The sequence below is a fragment of the Streptomyces sp. NPDC107559 genome, from assembly GCF_055657365.1.
The window spans coordinates 87,827-103,682 of sequence record NZ_JBVKBD010000006.1; the positions used below are offsets into that span (position 1 = coordinate 87,827).

Annotated in this window: 13 protein-coding genes and 2 pseudogenes; 8 read left to right on the forward strand and 7 right to left on the reverse strand. The window is 72.5% G+C overall.

Features of this window, described 5'->3' with window-relative positions; all coding sequences use genetic code 11:
• Positions 1–245: 245 nt before the first annotated feature.
• Positions 246–752 (reverse strand): MarR family winged helix-turn-helix transcriptional regulator, encoded by a 507-nt coding sequence (locus ACZ7OY_RS19725; RefSeq protein WP_351601149.1) that lies wholly within the window; start codon positions 750–752, stop codon positions 246–248.
• 124 nt (positions 753–876) lie between these two features.
• On the opposite strand from ACZ7OY_RS19725, the gene ACZ7OY_RS19730 reads away from it, so the two are divergent.
• On the forward strand, positions 877–2,406 hold the full coding sequence (locus ACZ7OY_RS19730; protein WP_471912803.1) for an SDR family oxidoreductase: 1,530 nt from the start codon (positions 877–879) through the stop codon (positions 2,404–2,406).
• A 198-nt stretch (positions 2,407–2,604) separates the two neighbouring features.
• Positions 2,605–3,978 (forward strand): cryptochrome/photolyase family protein, encoded by a 1,374-nt coding sequence (locus tag ACZ7OY_RS19735; protein WP_471912527.1) that lies wholly within the window; start codon positions 2,605–2,607, stop codon positions 3,976–3,978.
• 174 nt (positions 3,979–4,152) lie between these two features.
• On the opposite strand, the gene ACZ7OY_RS19740 is transcribed toward ACZ7OY_RS19735, so the two are convergent.
• Complete coding sequence (locus ACZ7OY_RS19740; protein ID WP_471912528.1) at positions 4,153–5,232, reverse strand: MerR family transcriptional regulator; 1,080 nt, start codon at positions 5,230–5,232, stop codon at positions 4,153–4,155.
• A 136-nt stretch (positions 5,233–5,368) separates the two neighbouring features.
• Between ACZ7OY_RS19740 and ACZ7OY_RS19745 the strand changes: the two genes are divergently transcribed.
• Together ACZ7OY_RS19745 and ACZ7OY_RS19750 are read left to right on the forward strand one after the other, a co-directional pair.
• Positions 5,369–5,971 carry a sigma-70 family RNA polymerase sigma factor gene (locus ACZ7OY_RS19745; RefSeq protein WP_471912529.1) on the forward strand — a complete coding sequence of 201 codons (603 nt, stop codon included), beginning with the start codon at positions 5,369–5,371 and terminating at the stop codon, positions 5,969–5,971.
• 240 nt (positions 5,972–6,211) lie between these two features.
• Positions 6,212–6,652: an SPW repeat protein gene (locus ACZ7OY_RS19750; protein WP_471912530.1), complete on the forward strand. Its 441-nt coding sequence runs from the start codon at positions 6,212–6,214 to the stop codon at positions 6,650–6,652.
• 139 nt (positions 6,653–6,791) lie between these two features.
• Here the strand turns inward: ACZ7OY_RS19750 and ACZ7OY_RS19755 are convergent.
• A pseudogene (locus ACZ7OY_RS19755) lies at positions 6,792–7,526 on the reverse strand (APC family permease); the annotation flags it as partial.
• Between ACZ7OY_RS19755 and ACZ7OY_RS19760 the strand changes: the two are divergent.
• A pseudogene (locus ACZ7OY_RS19760) lies at positions 7,525–8,028 on the forward strand (exo-beta-D-glucosaminidase); the annotation flags it as partial. The pseudogenes ACZ7OY_RS19755 and ACZ7OY_RS19760 overlap by 2 nt on opposite strands.
• 40 nt (positions 8,029–8,068) lie before the next feature.
• Here the strand turns inward: ACZ7OY_RS19760 and ACZ7OY_RS19765 are convergent.
• The gene (locus tag ACZ7OY_RS19765) at positions 8,069–9,511 is read right to left on the reverse strand and encodes a hydrolase (protein WP_471912531.1); all 1,443 of its coding nucleotides are present in this window, start codon (positions 9,509–9,511) and stop codon (positions 8,069–8,071) included.
• Positions 9,512–9,727: 216 nt separating this feature from the next.
• On the opposite strand from ACZ7OY_RS19765, the gene ACZ7OY_RS19770 reads away from it, so the two are divergent.
• Both ACZ7OY_RS19770 and ACZ7OY_RS19775 read left to right on the forward strand, forming a co-directional pair.
• Entirely contained in the window at positions 9,728–9,991 is a 264-nt protein-coding gene (locus ACZ7OY_RS19770) for a GlsB/YeaQ/YmgE family stress response membrane protein (RefSeq protein ID WP_471912532.1), read from the forward strand.
• 104 nt (positions 9,992–10,095) lie between these two features.
• Positions 10,096–10,977, forward strand: a complete 882-nt coding sequence (locus ACZ7OY_RS19775; protein WP_471912533.1) for a GNAT family N-acetyltransferase — start codon at positions 10,096–10,098, stop codon at positions 10,975–10,977.
• A gap of 35 nt (positions 10,978–11,012) precedes the next feature.
• Here the strand turns inward: ACZ7OY_RS19775 and ACZ7OY_RS19780 are convergent, their stop codons facing one another.
• The gene (locus ACZ7OY_RS19780) at positions 11,013–11,807 is read right to left on the reverse strand and encodes a GNAT family N-acetyltransferase (RefSeq protein ID WP_471912534.1); all 795 of its coding nucleotides are present in this window, start codon (positions 11,805–11,807) and stop codon (positions 11,013–11,015) included.
• 246 nt (positions 11,808–12,053) lie between these two features.
• Positions 12,054–12,761, reverse strand: a complete 708-nt coding sequence (locus ACZ7OY_RS19785) for a chaplin (protein WP_471912535.1) — start codon at positions 12,759–12,761, stop codon at positions 12,054–12,056.
• A gap of 385 nt (positions 12,762–13,146) precedes the next feature.
• On the opposite strand from ACZ7OY_RS19785, the gene ACZ7OY_RS19790 reads away from it, so the two are divergent.
• Positions 13,147–14,952, forward strand: a complete 1,806-nt coding sequence (locus tag ACZ7OY_RS19790; protein ID WP_471912536.1) for an alpha/beta hydrolase — start codon at positions 13,147–13,149, stop codon at positions 14,950–14,952.
• Positions 14,953–15,013: 61 nt separating this feature from the next.
• On the opposite strand, the gene ACZ7OY_RS19795 is transcribed toward ACZ7OY_RS19790, so the two are convergent.
• Complete coding sequence (locus ACZ7OY_RS19795; RefSeq protein ID WP_471912537.1) at positions 15,014–15,796, reverse strand: alpha/beta fold hydrolase; 783 nt, start codon at positions 15,794–15,796, stop codon at positions 15,014–15,016.
• Positions 15,797–15,856: the final 60 nt, after the last annotated feature.

The window sequence follows — 15,856 nt, forward strand, 5'->3', positions numbered from 1 at the left end:
TCCGTGTTCTCCGTGCTCCGAGGGAACGGGTGTCTCGGCGGTAGATAATCTTAATGAAAAACAATCTTGATGATTGAGATATATCGACCGCCGACGATCGTAGACGACACCCACCCTTCCGCCGTCGACCGGCCCGCGGATGCGCGAGGACGCGGAAGTTCGAACACACAGGCGCACGGGGACGCGGGCGACTCGCCGCTCCTGCGGATCGCCTGTCAGATCACGTCAGATCACGTCAGATCACGTCAGTGTCCGGGATCCCTGATCCCGGCGAGTTCCTCGTTCAGGGCCGTCAGGAAGCTCAGGACCAGCGCCAGCTCGTCCTCGGTGAAGCGGGACCGGGCGGCCGCGGTGGCGTCCGCCAGCGGACGGAAGTAGGTCCGGGCCGCCGGCATCGCCCCGGCCGCGTAGTGCAGGTGGACCACCCGGCGGTCGGCGCTCTCCCGGACGCGGCGGATGTGCCCCGCGCGCTCCAGCCGGTCCACGCACGCGGTCACCGCACCCGAGGTGAGCCCGAGGTGCTCACGCAGCCGCTTCGGGGTCATCGGTCCGTCGGCGTCGAGGATGGCCGCGAGCGCCTGGACGTCCGTCGGATGCAGTCCCTGCTCCCCCGCGAACCCCTGCATCAGACGGTTGATCTCACCGTTCATCCGGCGCAGCTGGACGCCGAAGGCGGGCAGGTCGGTCGGCACCGCGTCGTCGGGGGACCGCTGTCCCCGCGCGCGCTGCTCCCGGTCGTTCGCTGTGGCCACACGGCCAGCGTATAGAAACCCGAACGCCGCATCCGGAGGGGTCCGGCGCGGGGAAGTGATGCGGGAGGGATCGATGGGGATCGATGCCGATCGAGGGGGCCTCGACGCGAAGGGCCGCAAGGACATGAACGCAGACGATCCCGGAACCGGGCTGCGCTGCCTGGTGACCGGCGCCACCGGCTACATCGGCGGCCGGCTCGTCCCGGAACTGCTCGGCGCGGGCCACCGGGTGCGGTGTCTGGCCCGCTCCCCCGAGCGGCTGCGCGACCATCCGTGGGTGGGCGAGACGGAGGTGGTCCGCGGCGACGTGACGGACGCCGAATCCGTCGCCGACGCCCTGCGGGACATCGACGTCGCCTACTACCTCGTGCACGCCCTGGGCACCGGCAAGGACTTCGAGCGGACGGACCGGGAGGCCGCCGAGGTCTTCGGTGAGCAGGCCCGGGCCGCGGGCGTACGGCGGATCGTCTACCTCGGCGGCCTGACCCCCGCGAAGGTCCCCGAGCACGAGCTGTCGCCGCATCTGCGGTCCCGGGCGGAGGTCGGCCGCATCCTGCTCGCCTCGGGGGTGCCGGCGACCGTGCTGCGGGCGGCCGTCATCCTCGGCTCCGGGTCGGCCTCCTTCGAGATGCTGCGCTACCTCACCGAACGCCTCCCGGTGATGGTCACCCCCAGCTGGGTGCACACCCGGATCCAGCCGGTGGCGGTGCGGGACGTGCTGCGCGTCCTGGTCGGCAGCGCCCGGATGCCCGCGGACGTGAGCCGCACCTTCGACGTCGGGGGGCCGGACGTCCTGACGTACCGGGAGATGATGGTGCGCTACGCGGCCGTCGCGCGGCTGCCGCGCCGACTCATCCTCTCCGTGCCGATGCTCTCCCCGGGCCTGTCCAGTCACTGGGTCGGCCTGGTCACGCCCGTGCCCGCGGCGATCGCCCGGCCGCTGACCGAGTCGCTGCGGCACGAGGTCGTCTGCCACGAGCACGACATCGTCCGGTACGTCCCCGACCTGCCGGGGCATCCGATCGGCTTCGACGAGGCGGTCCGGCTCGCGCTGCGCCGGGTGCGCGAGGCGAAGGTGACGACCCGGTGGTCGTCCGCCTCCGTGCCGGGCGCCCCGAGCGACCCGCTGCCCACCGACCCGGACTGGGCCGGGGGCAGCCTGTACACCGACGAGCGCGAGCAGCCGGTCGAGGCCTCGTGCGCGGCCCTGTGGCGGGTGATCGAGGGCATCGGGGGTGAGAACGGCTGGTACTCCTTCCCGCTGGCCTGGGCCGTACGCGGTTGGATGGACCGGCTGGTCGGCGGGGTCGGACTGCGCCGGGGCCGGCGGGACGCGGCACGGCTGCGGGTCGGCGACTCGCTGGACTTCTGGCGGGTCGAGGAGATCCAGCCCGGACGGCTGCTGCGGCTGCGCGCCGAGATGCGGCTGCCGGGTCTGGCCTGGCTGGAGATGTACGTGGACGCGGACGGCGACGGCCGCACCCGGTATCGCCAGCGTGCCCTGTTCCATCCGCGCGGGCTGCTCGGCCAGGCCTACTGGTGGAGCGTCTCCCCCTTCCACGCCGTCGTGTTCGGCGGGATGGCCCGCAACATCGCCCGCGCCGCGGCGGCGACCCCGGTCCGCCTCGGCGGGGACCACGCACCCCAGGGCTGACCGCCGGCACCCCAGGGCGTACCGCCGCGTCCGCCGCGCCACCCGCGGTCGGCGACACCGGCGGTCGAGCCCACCGGCGCGCCCGCACTCGGCTGCACGCGCAGTCGGGCACACCTGCACTCGGGTACTCCCGCATCCACCGGACGTCCCGGGCCGGAAACACCTCCGCGGCCCCCACTCATCTCCGGAGCATGCCTCATGAACGTCTCGGTCGTCCTGTTCACCTCCGACCTCCGTCTGCACGACCATCCGCCGCTGCGCGCCGCCCTCGACGGCTCCCGGCAGGTCGTGCCGCTCTTCGTGCGCGACCCGGCCGTGGACGGCGCCGGTTTCGCCGCCTCCAACCGGCTGGCGTTCCTCGCGGACTGCCTCCGGGACCTGGACGCGGGCCTGCGCGAGCGCGGCGGGCGGCTCGTCCTGCGCCACGGCGACGTCGTCGAGCAGGTCTGCAAGGCGGCGGCCGAGTCGGACGCGGACGAGGTGCACATGGCGGCCGACGTCAGCGCCTTCGCCCAGCGGCGTGAGGAGCGGCTGCGGGCCGCGCTGGAGGCCCAGGGCGTACGGCTGCACGTGCACGACACGGTGAGCACGGCCGTCCCGCCGGGTGCCGTGACGCCTGCCTCCTCGGACCACTTCGCCGTCTTCACCCCCTACTTCCGCCAGTGGTCGCGGCAGGCGCTGCGCGACACCCTCGGCGCGCCGCGCGCCGTGCGGGTCCCGGACGGCGTCGGTTCCGACGAACTGCCGTCCCGGGAGGGACTCACCGGGGTGTCGGAGGGACTGGCCGCGGGCGGCGAGACGGCGGGCCGCAAGCGGCTCACGGACTGGCTCCGCCACGGCGTCGATACGTACGAGACCGGCCACGACGACCTCGGCGGGGACGCGACCTCCCGGCTCTCCCCGCACCTGCACTTCGGCACCCTCTCCCCCGTGGAGGTCGTCAACCGGGCGCGCCACGCGGGCGGTCCCGGCGCCGAGGCGTTCGTACGGCAGCTCGCGTGGCGGGACTTCCACCGCCAGGTGCTCGCCGCGCGCCCGGCGGCGGCCACCGCCGACTACCGCACCAAGCGGGACCGCTGGCGTTCCGAGCGCACGGCTCGGGCGGACGTGACGGCGTGGCGGGAGGGCCGCACCGGCTATCCGGTGATCGACGCGGGGATGCGTCAACTCCGGTACGAGGGCTGGATGCACAACCGCTCCCGGCTGCTGACGGCGAGTTTCCTCACCAAGACGCTCTACGTCGACTGGCGGGTCGGCGCCCGGCACTTCCTGGACCTGCTGGTCGACGGCGATGTCGCCAACAACCAGCTCAACTGGCAGTGGATGGCGGGGACCGGCACCGACAGCCGGCCCAACCGGGTGCTCAACCCCGTCACCCAGGCGAAGCGGCACGATCCCGACGGGGAGTACGTACGCCGGTGGGTGCCCGAACTGGCCGGCGTCGAGGGGCCGTCGGTGCACGAGCCGTGGAAACTCCGCGGGCTGGAGCGCGCGGCGGTGGACTACCCGGAGCCGATCGTCGACCTCACCGAGGGACTCGCCCGCTTCCGGGAGGCCCGCGGACGCGACTGAGGACGCGCCCGACCCACACCCCGGGCGGGTACTGCCCGCGCACGGGGGCGGCGCGGTCGGCACGCCTTCCGGGCCGGCCAGGGCCTTTCGTTCGGATCAGGCCGGCCATCACCGACCTGACCGCCCCGCGACGCCGGGCTGATCCAAACCACAGGCCCATCCAAACCACAGGCCCTAGCGGCCGAACCCGGCGTACAGGCCGGCCAGTACGTCCAGCGCGTCCCTCAGGGTGTTCGGCCTGGCCATTCCGTGGGTGGCCCGGCCGAGCCAGCCGGGGCCGGCGAGCATCACCAGGGGCTGTCGGCGGGCGCCCTTCACGCCCCACTGCGCGGCGGCGACGTGCTGGGCCAGCGGCAGGCTCGCCGAGGAGCGTGCCTGGGCCCACAGGACCACGGCCGCGGGCCCGAGCCGGCCGACCGCGGCGAGCAGTGCCTCGGCGGGTACCGCCGCCCCGAACATCCTGGTGGGCACGCCGAGTTCGCCCAGTCCGGCGTCGAGCGCCTCCAGCGGCAGGGTGTGCTGTTCACCGGGGACGCAGGCGAGCACCACCGGTCCCGGCGCACCGGCGTCGACGTCCCCGTGCCGTCCGGCGGGCCGGGTGTGCCGGTGCAGGGTGCCGGAGACATGCCAGGACAGCAGGTGCTCGACCTCGACGTAACGATCTCCCGACGAGGCCCACTTGCGTCCCACCGCGTGCAGCGTCGGCACGATCACCTCCTGCCAGGCGACCGCCAGGCCGTGCTCCTCGACGGCCCGGGCCAACTGCTCCTGAACCGCAGGGGCGTCGAGCCGGACGGCGGCGCGGGCGAGGCCCCGGCACTCCTGACGCACGTCGCCCAGGGGCAGCGACCCGGTCGCCGCCCACCCACCGCGACCCGCCGCACGCCGGTCGCCGGACACGGCCGGAGCGGCAGGGAAGGCAGCCTGGAGTGCCGTACCGGCCGCCTCGCTCTGCGCTGCGCGGGCCGCCTCCGCGGGCGGCACCCCGGCGGACGTCAGCCGGCACATCGCCTCCAGCGTCGCCACGTCCTGCCTGGTCCAGCGCCGGTGACGTCCGCCGGAGCGGACCGCGGGACCGATGCCGTACCTGCGGTCCCAGGAGCGCAGCGTGGTGGGCGACACCCCCAGCCGGCGAGCCACCGCACCGGTGGTCAGACCCGCGCCGCCCGCACCGTCGTTCGGCTCCTCGCCCGGGGACTCGTCCGGGGACTCACTCGGGATCCCGCCCGGGGACCCGCTCGGGGACTCGCTCATGAACCGACTCTACGACGGTCGATCGATGCACAACCGATGCGCATTGAGCGGGCAGCTCCTCCGCTCGCAGGATGACGGTACCGGGGCCCGTCGACGGTGACGCGGACCGGTCCGTACGAAGCGAGGAGTCGCCGTCATGAGTCCGGATCCGAGCGCCGCGCCGCCGCCCGCCGCACCGCTGTGGACCCGGCCGGAGGAGTCGTACTCCGACGAGGAACTGGCCCGTGGCCTGATGGCGGGCGACGAGGCCTGCCTGGCCGTCGTCTGCCACCGCTGGTCGGCGCTGGTGCACACGCTCGCCCGGCGCTCGCTGGGGGACGCCAGGGAGGCGGAGGACGTCGCGCAGCAGGTGTTCCTGGGGGTCTGGCGCGGCCGACTGGGCTACCGGCCGGAGCGGGGCACGCTGGCGGGGTGGATCGTCGGCATCACCAGGCGCAAGGTCGCCGACGCGCTCGGCGCCCGGACCCGCCGCGCCGAACTCGTGGCCACGGCCGGCCCCGCGCTCGCGCCCGCCGCGCGGCAGCAGCCCGAGGCCGTCCTCGACCGGGTGCTCGTCCACCACGAGCTGGCCCGGCTCCCGGCCCCCCAGCAGCGGGTGCTGCGGCTGACGTTCTACGAGGACCTCACCCAGGCCCAGATCGCGGAACGCACCGGCCTGCCCCTGGGCACGGTGAAGAGCCACGCCCGGCGTGGGCTGCTGCGACTGCGCAGCAGCCTTCGGCAGGACATGTGCGCCTGAAGGGACACGGGGCAGGCGGGTGACCGCGCGCCGCGATCCCGAAGTCATTTTCGATGCACGAACAATGCATCGAGCATCGCGAACATCGGTCGGCATTCTTCCGGCGGACCGGACGGGTCTCGATCGACCTGATCCCACCACCCTCTACACATAAGTGATGAATAAGGGCAGAATGGGGTGTAAGCGGTGTTCGCCGCATACCGCATCAGCGGTTCGGCCTGTCAGCCAAAGGAGACGGTCATGGCCCACGTCTCACCGACCAGGGGTGACATATCCACTCACCCGGATGCCGCCGAAATGCGGGAACGCTACGCCCGCGTGCTCGGCGGTCGTGATGTGGTGCTCATGGACGGGCCGGTGTTCCTGCTCGGCCTGTACTGCGCCGCGTCCCCGTGGATACTCCACTACACGCTGAGCCAGCCGGCGCTCGCGCCCCACAACCTGATCATGGGAGTGGCCATCGGCCTGCTGGGCCTCGGGTTCACCGCCGCGCCGGCCCGGATGTACGGACTGAGCTGGGCCATGTGCGCCCTCGGTGTGTGGATGATCATCGCGCCCTGGATCGTCGGCACGAGCCCCGACACCGGAGTCGTGCTGAACAACATCATCATCGGCGCGCTGGCCATCGTCCTCGGCCTGATGTGCGCGGTGGCGGCGGCACGCAGCATCCCCAAGCCATAAAAGTCTCGCAACTATCACAGGAGGCGAGTCGACGGGCCGGCCGGTCCGCATCCAGCGGGCCGGCCCGCCTGCGTCTCCACGACGGACCGGCCCGCCCGCGTCCGCCCGCGGAAGCCCGCGGACGCCCGTCGACGGCCGGTCAGGTTCCGGCGGGCTCCCCCTCCGGCTGGGCCGTGGCGTCGTACTGTTCGCTGATCTCTTTCCCGCCGAACGGCCACACCTTCTCCCGCCATGCCCAGACCTGGAACGCCGCGCAGCCGAGGGCCAGCCAGGCCAGCGACCATTCGATGGGGTGCCGGCCCGGGGAGTTGCGGTCGGCGTAGCCGTAGATGACGCACCAGCCGGCGAGGGCGAGGACGCTCGGCAGCGGATAGAGCCACATCCGGTACGGACGGTCGAGCGTCGGCCGGCGCCTGCGCAGCACCGTCAGCGCGACGATCTGGGCGAGCGCCTGGACGATCACCATCACGGTGGTCAGCAGCTGGATCAGGGTCGCCAGGTCGGTGTGCCGGCCGATCAGGAAGCCGATCGCGGTGATCGCGCCCATCGCGGCCAGGCCCGGCACGGGGAACCGGTGCCGGGGGTGGAGCTTGGCGAACGGGCGGAAGAACACCCCGTCGCGGACGGCGTCGTACGGCACCCGCGAGCCGCCGAGCAGCCCGGTGAACACCGAGGCGAAGGCCGTGATCAGGATCAGGACGGTCACCGTGTCGGCGGCGCCCCTGCCCCAGGTCTCCTCCAGCACCGCCGACGCCACCGAGGTGGAGGCGACGTCGGCCGGATCGGTCATCCGGTGCCAGTCGACGACGCCGAGCGTGCCGATCTGGAGCAGCAGGTAGATCCCCATGATGCCCAGGACGGAGAAGACGATGGCGCTCACGCTGCCGGCCTCGGTGAGCGGGCTGCCGCGGACGTACCTGGCGCGGCTGGTGCTGACCGACCGGGCCGGCCGGGAGGTCGGACGGAACCTGTACTGGCTCTCCAGGAAGGCCGACACCCCCGACTGGGCGCACAGCGACTGGTACCACACGCCGACCACGGGCTACGCCGATCTGACGGGGCTGTCGTCGATGGCGCGGGTGCCGGTCTCGGCGACGGCCTCGACGGTGTCGGGGAACGGCACCGCGACGACCACGGTGACCGTGCGCAACACGGGCGCCGGCCGGACGCCGTCGCTGCTGACGGACGTCCGTCTCGTGGACGCGAACGGCCGTCCGGTGCTGCCGGTGCGCTGGTCGGACAACCAGGTGAGCCTCTGGCCCGGCGAGGCGGCGACACTGACCGCCACCTACCGCACGGCCGGTCCGCACGGCCCGGCGCCCCGGGTGCGGATCTCCGGCTGGAACGCGAAGGAGCTGACGGTACCGGCGGGTTGATTCCGCGGGCCCGGCCGGGGCCAGGCCCGCGGGGGGGGTGTCAGCTGACGTTGAGCGCGGTGTCGTCGAGCACGAACGACGTCTGGAGCGTGGAGCCCTCGACGCCGGTGAACTTCAGGGTGACGGTCTGGCCGGCGTAGCTCGCCAGACTGAAGCTGCGCTGGGTGTAGCCGCTCGCGGCGTTCAGGTTGGAGTAGGTCGCCAGGGTGCTCAGGACGGTTCCCGAGCTGTTGAGGACCTGGACCTTGAGCGTGTCGTAGGCGGTGCTGGTGGTGGTCTCCGCCGTGTCGATGTGCAGATAGAAACCGAGGGCGGCGGTGGTGCAGGCGGCGGGGATGGTCACCGACTGGGACAGGGTGTCGGTGGTGGCGGTGCCGTAGCCGTCCAGCCAGGCCTTGTACGAACCGGTCCGTGCCGCCTCGCTGCTGGAGTTGGTGATGACGCCGCTGCTGGCGCTCCAGACGGTGTTGCCGGACTCGAAGCCGTTGTTGCCGAGCAGCTGGCTCGCGGTGCAGGTGGTGCCGCCTCCGCCGCTGGTGCCCGTGCCCGCCAGCCAGGCGGTGGCGTTGAGGGCGAGGGCCGCGTTGGTGGCGCCGGTGTCGTTCCAGCCGTCGTACAGGGTGTTGCCGGACTGACCCGTGCCGTCGTCGATGGGCGAGCTGTCGCCCCAGAAGGCGACGCGGCCGCTGCCGAAGGTGCTGGTCGCGAAGAACGCGCCGGTGTTGCCGGAGTAACCGGTGCGGTAGACCAGACCCTTGACCGAGGAGTTGTCGGCGGGCTTGAGGGTGGCCGTGGTGCCGTCGGCGATCAGGCTCTTGGTGACCTTGCCGAAGGAGCCGTTCAGCACCGCGTTGGAGCTGTCGCTGATCGCGGTCGGGTAGTCCGAGCCGACGTCGAGCGTGTCGATGGAGAAGCCGAACGGGTCGGTGGAGTCGACACTGTTGTTCGTCATCAGGTCGTTGAGGATCTCCACCGCGTCGTAGCCGTCGCTGTTGCGGTCGGCTCCGGTGTGGTCGGAGATCATGAACAGCCCGCCGCCGTTCTTGACGAAGTTCATGATCGCGGTCTTCTCGGCGGTGGTGAAGAGCGTGTTCGGCTCCGGCAGGACCAGCGTGTCGAAGTTCGCCAGGTCGGTCGCCGTCGAGCCGCCGTAGCTGAGGCTGGAGCCGGACGGCAGTGTCTTCAGGCTGTAGCTGCCGGTCTTCTGGAGGGCCACGCCCCAGGACGACAGCGCTCCCGTCCAGGAAGTCTCCGAGGTGGGGCTGGAGTTCTGGCCGAGCGGGTCGGGCTGACTGGTGGAGATGATCCAGTCGGCGTTCCCGGCCGTCTCGGCGTGCGCGTTGTCGAACAGGACGCGGTGCGTGGTGGCCGCGTGGGCCGGCGTCGCGTCGGTGGTGACCTGAAGGGCGGCTGCCGTGACGAGCAGCCCGAGACCGGCGAGGCCGGTGGTGAGTCTGCGGCGGGACCTTCTTGATCCGAGCATCCGTCAAACCTCCGTGTGGGGTGGGGACATTGCGGGTGCGTGCGCCAACTCTGCGCGCGTAGACCGAAGGTGGGGGTGTCTACACGCGTGGAACGCCTGAAAGGTACACGACATCGAGGTCGGCGGACCATCAAGAGCGGGCAATAACCGGAAGGGACTGCACCCCGCTCCAGTGGGCAGATGCAGTGAAGCGAGGTCCGACCAGAAGGGGCGGAAATGGAGATCTCCAGCATCTTCAGTGCCATCGTCATCGGCATCATCGTCGGCGTGCTCGGACGGCTCGTCGTCCCGGGACGCCAGCACATCGGCATCCTGTGGACGATCGCCGTGGGCATCCTGGCCGCGTTCGTCGGATCGGCGATCGCCTCCGTGTTCGGCGTGGCCGACACCAAGGGTGTCGACTGGATCGAGTGGCTCATCCAGATCGGCCTCGCCGCGGTCGGCGTCGCCGCGCTGGACAGGTCCCGGGCACGGCGGTAGCGCGGGTCACGCATCCGGCCGCCCGCAAATCCGTTGCGGGCGGCGCCCCGTCACGATTGGCTGCCGTGGTCCGCCACCACCGCCCCGACCCTGACGGAGCCGTCTTGTCCCTACGTATCACCCCGCTCACCGAAGCCGAGCCCGGACCGTCGGGCCACCGGCTGGCCTGGCTGGCGGCCGGCCCCGCCGGAGAGCCGCTGGGATCCGCGTTCCTGCGCCTGTTCGACCGCGAGGAGCAGCGGCACCTGGCCGAGCTGGAACTCTCGGTGCACCCCGCCGAGCGGCGGGGCGGTGTCGGCACCCGGCTCCTGGACGCCGCGCTGGCCGCGGCACGGGCGCAGGGGCGGCGCTCGGTGCTGGCCCAGGCCGAGCAGGGCTCACCCGCCGACCTGTTCCTGGCGGCGCGGGGCTTTCGGCCCGTACTGTCCCTGACGTACGCGCGACTGCCGCTGACCGACATCGACCTTGCCGCGCTCGACGTCCCCGCCGACCGCCCCGGTCCGGGTTACCGGCTGACGGAGTGGGACGGCACCGTGCCGGACGCCCTGGCCCGGACGTACGCCGACGCCCGGCGGGCCATGGACGACATGCCGATGGGGGACACGGACCACGGCAGGGTCGTATGGGACGTGGAACGCCTGGTCGCGGCCGCCGAGGCGGTGGCGCGCCGCGGCGACCTGCTGCACACCGTCGCCGCGGTGGACAGCGCGGACGGCTCCGTCGTCGGCTTCAGCGAACTCGTCGTCCCCGGCGACGGCCGCGGCGACGGACAGCACTACGGAACCGCGGTCCTCCCGGAGCACCGCGGTCACGGCCTCGCCCGCCGGATGAAGGCGCTGTCGATCCGCCGGGCCCGCGAGCGGCACCCGGAGCTGGGCGGGCTGCTCACCGACACCGCGGACGGCAACGCGCCGATGCGCGCCGTCAACGACGCCCTCGGATACCTCCCCACACACCGGTCGGTGGAGCACCGGCGCGACCTGTGAGGCCCGAGGGTGCCTCCGTCACCCGCCCCCGAGCTCTAAGGCACGTACACGTACGGCGTCGTCGTGGTCAGTGGCGTGAAGCCGAGGCGTTCGAGGATGGGGCGGCTGTCGTCGGTGGCGTCGACCTGGAGGTAGCGGTAGCCGCGGTCGGCGGCGATGCGGGCGCGGTGGGCGATCAGCGCCCGGTAGATGCCCCGGCCGCGCCAGCTCTCGACGGTGCCGCCGCCCCACAGCCCGGCGAACGGCGTGCCGGGGTTCAGTTCCATCCGGGCCGAGCTCACGGGCACGTCGCCGGCGAGGGCCACCACGCCGACGAGGGTGTCCGGGTCGGCGGCCAGCCGGGTCAGCATCCGGTGCCGCAGCCGGTCGCTGTCCACGCCGAAGGCCTGCTCGTGAGCGTCGGCCATCAGGTCCACGCCGACGGCGTCGGTGACCGGCAGCAGCCGGATGCCGGCGGGCGGCTCGGCGTCGAGGGACAACTTCGCCACCTCGGCGATCAGCAGCGTCTCGGTCGGCTCGGGGGTGAAGCCGGCCGCCTGGAGCCGTGCGCCGAGGTCGACCGGCAGATCGTGCCCGTAGATCTTCCATTCGAAGGTGTGGCCGAGGCCGGTGAAGTGGGCGATCTGCTCGGCGATCGCCGCGTCGGCGCCCTCGGCGTCCAGGGCCGACCAGACGATCCCGTTCCACTCCTGCGCGGAGGCGACCTGGCGGAGCACGCTCCCGACGCGTTCCACGCGGGTGCCGGGGCCGTCCGGTCGGGCTCCTTCCCGCATGAGCCGGTCGTAGAGGGCGAGCAGCGCCCCCCGTTCCGCGTCGTGCGTACGGTTCATCCGGTCCGTTCCGTTCATGTGATCCACACGCCGACCCAAGCATCACGGAACAGCCGGTTCAACATATTTACCGACGGTACGCCCGGGCCGAGGGCGGCACGCCCCCGGCCGAGGCGGTGGGCGCCGCGCACCGCCGCTCGCACCTCGGCGCCGTGTGACGGAGGGCCCCGTCCGGGATCCTCCGTCCGGACCGGAACCGTCCCGGCGCTGCGCCCCGCCCCGCCCGGGTCGGCGTCGCCTCCGCGGTCAGCGTTGCCGCTGCGGCCTGAAGCGCCGATGGAGGGCGGCACCGCCCAGCAGCAGGGCCGCACTGCCCGCGAGCGCCGGGAGGGTCTGGTCCGAACCCGTGTGGGCGAGGGAGGGGACCGTTTCTTCTCCCGTGTGCGACACGGGCCGGGGCACCTGGTTCTCCTGGTGGTCCTGGCGCTCCTTCGGCGGCACGACCGTCCGCCCCGGTGGCGGGCTCACGGGCCGAGCGGGCTCGACGGGCTCGACGGGCTCGACGGGCTCCTCCGACTGGTCCACGGAGGTGTTCGTGGACTTGTCGCCGAAGGCCGGGTTGCCGATGCCGACCGCGGTGACCGCGTTGCCGCTGACGTTCACCGGGAGGTCCACGGGCAACTGAAGACCGTTGCCGGAGACGACCCCCGGTGAATCCACCGCCGCACCGTGCGCGTGTGCCCCGCCCGAGGTGTGCGCCCCGGTGACACCGGAGGTCCCGGACGTACCCGAGGTCCCGGACGTACCCGACGCCCCGGCCTGCGCCGAGTCCCTGTGGGCACAGGTGTTGCCCGCTGCCGGGTTCAGCAGCCCCGCGACGTTCACGGTGTTCCCGCACACGTTCAGCGGCAGGTGCACCGGAAGCTGAAGGGTGTTGCCGGCGATCAGACCGGGCGAGCCGGCCGCGGAACCCTCCGCCGCGGAACCGGCGTACGCGGGAATCGTGACTGCCATCGCACCGGAGGCGGCAGCCACGGCGATCACACCGTTTCGCGCTACCCGTCTCATAGGTCTCCCTGCCTTCCACACATCGTCGCGGGCGCTCACCCGCACCGGAGAGAACGCGGGTCGAACCGGAGTGGTTATGGCCGATCGGGCTTTCACCCCATCGAGTGACAGATCCGTAGAACTAGCATGAATACCGTCATATCGCTCACCGCTCTGACGCCGCCGGGTACGAGGGCCGCGACGGCCGGGGCCGACGACGGCGCCGGCCCCGGCGACAGCACCGGCCATGGCGCCCGGACCAGCGGCAGCACGCCCGGAGGCGGGTATTCCGGGCGCCGCCTATCGTGAGCGGGAAGAGCCCGGACCACAGTGGGGCGCGCTGGAGGCACTCATGCCGGCACAGCAGTCAACACGGCCCGCCCTGCGGCGCCGCGCACTTGTCACAGCCGTCGGGCTCACCCTGCTCGGCGGCGGGCTGCCGGTGGCGGCCGCGGCCGACGGCGGGCCCGAGCTGTCCCGGTTCTACCAGCAGAAGATCACCTGGTCGCGGTGCCGGGGCAGCGATGCGCCCCGGGACCTGGAGTGCGGCAAGGTCACGGTCCCCCTCGACTACGCGAAGCCCGCCTCCGGCACCATCTCCCTGGCTCTGGCCCGCTACCGGGCGACGGGGAAGTCGCGCGGCTCGGTGCTGCTCAACTTCGGCGGTCCCGGCGGTTCCGGGGTCAGCGAACTGGCCATCGGCGGCAAGGACTTCATGGGCCTGACCAACGGCTATGACGTGGTCTCCTTCGACCCCCGGGGCGTCGGCCGGTCCGCTCCCGTCACCTGCGGCGACGGACTGTACGGCGGCTCGGCGGGCGCGCCGGACAACGCGGGGAACACCCTCGACGACCCGCAGGCCGTGCTCGGTCTGCTGCGCGAGGCGGCCCAGGCGTGCGCACAGCACTCCGGACCCGTGCTGCGCCACATGGGCACGGTCGACGCCGCCCGGGACATGGACGTCATACGCCAGGTACTCGGCGACAAGAAGCTCAACTACCTGGGGTTCTCCTACGGCACCCGGCTCGGCGCGGTGTATGCGGCCCGGTTCCCGGACCGGGTGGGCCGGATGGCCCTCGACGGGGTGGACACGCTGACCGAGCCGCTGGCCGAGCAGGGGGTGGCCGGTGCCGCCGGGCAGCAGGTGGCGCTGGACGACTTCGTCGACTGGTGCGTCCAGGACATCGCCTGCCCGTTCGGGCAGGACGCACGCACGGCCGGGGAGCAGATCGTGCAGCTCGTCCGCTCCCTCGACGAGGAGCCGGTGGCGACGGACTTCGGTGAGCAGTTCACCGGTCAGGACCTCGTGGCCGCCCTCAGCCAGGGCCTGTACAGCGAGAAGCTCTGGCCGCTGCTGGAACGGTCGCTGGCCGAGCTGGTGGAGGACGGCTCGACGGGCGGGATCATGCAGTTCGTCTCCGGCGGCAGCGCACTGCCGGTCCCGGTCCCGTTGAAGGGCGCGCTCCCCGGGCGGCAGAGCCCGCTGCCGGTCCCGCAGCAGGGCGTGCTTCCGGCCGGGCGGAAGGATGTGCTCCCGGCCGGACAGAAGGACGTGCTCCCGGCCGGACAGAAGGACGTGCTCCCGGCCGGACAGAAGGGTGTGCTCCCGGCCGGACGGAAGGACGTGTCCCCGGTCCGGCAAGAGGGCGTGTTGCCGCCGTCCGGGTCGCGGACCGGCAGCGGCCTCGCCGACGAGGACGACATCCCGGTCGACAACTTCCCGGCGGCGCTCGTGGCGATCAACTGCGCGGACGACCCCGACCGTCCCACCGCCGCGCAGGTCACCAAGGATCTCGCCCGGCTGCGCGCCGAGTACGACCAGGCGTCCCCGGTGTTCGGCGAGTACCGCCTCACCCAGGTGCTGATGTGCTACGGCCGCCCCAAGGGCACCGCCTACATCCGCGACCACGTCAAGAACCTCACCGGCCCGAAGATGCTCCTGGTCGGCACCCGCGGCGACCCGGCGACGCCGTACCGCTGGACCGTGGAGACGGCCAAGCGGCTCGGGTCGTCGGCCGTGGTGCTCGACAACAGGGGCGAGGGCCATACCGGCTACACGTCCTCGAAGTGCGTGCACGGCAAGGTGGACGACTTCCTGCTGTACGGCTCCCTGCCGGCCGACGGCAGCTCCTGCGGCCCCGACGACGGGAACGGCTGAGGACCCGGCACACGGGGGCACCAACCTCCCGCGCCGGGTGCCCACCGCCGGCGCCCGGCCCTCAGGCCGCCCGGCCCGTCACGAACCGGTCGATCGCCGCGGTCAGTTCGGCGGGCTTCTCCACCGGGAGCTCATGGCCGGCGTCGATGATCCTGACCTCCGCGTCCGGGTAGCCCTTGGCCATCCGCAGCATCTGCTTCACCGGCAGCTGGATGTCGTGGAAGCCGTGGACCAGCAGGGTGGGCGTGCTGATCTCGCCGACCCGGTCCAGCACGTCGAAGGCGCGCATGGCGCCGTACAGCGTCATCACGACCTCGCGCGGGGTGTCCCCGGAGGAGCGCACGTACCGCTTGATCTCCTCACGCGGGTAGCCGGGGGCGAACGCCCGCTGGATGTTGGTGGCGACGAACAGCTTGAAGGGGACCAGGGTCGAGGTCGCCATCAGCAGCCCGCGCCCCCGGCTGTACGTCATCCGGCTGATGGAGCTCACCAGCACCATCCGCTCGACCCGCTCGGGGTGGGCGAGGGTGATCGTCTGGGAGATCATCCCGCCCATGGAGTGGCCGATCAGCACACAGCGTTCGATCTTGAGGTGGTCGAGCAGGGCGAGCACGTCCCGCGCCAGCTCCTCGATCGTGCGCACCCCCGCCCCGCCGCTCTCGCCGTGCCCGCGCAGGTCGAGCCGGACCACCCGGCGCCGCTCGGCGAAGTGCGCCACCTGGTGGTCCCAGCGGTGCCGGTCGGCGGTCCAGCCGTGGATGAACACCAGGGGTACGCCGTCACCGTCGCGGGGGCCCTCGTCGTCGTACGTCAGAGCTGCGCCCTCGACTTCGAGCTGCGGCATGGGTGCCTCCTGGAGTGCGGTCCGGCCGGACCGGCCACCGACCGGTTACTGACCGGTACG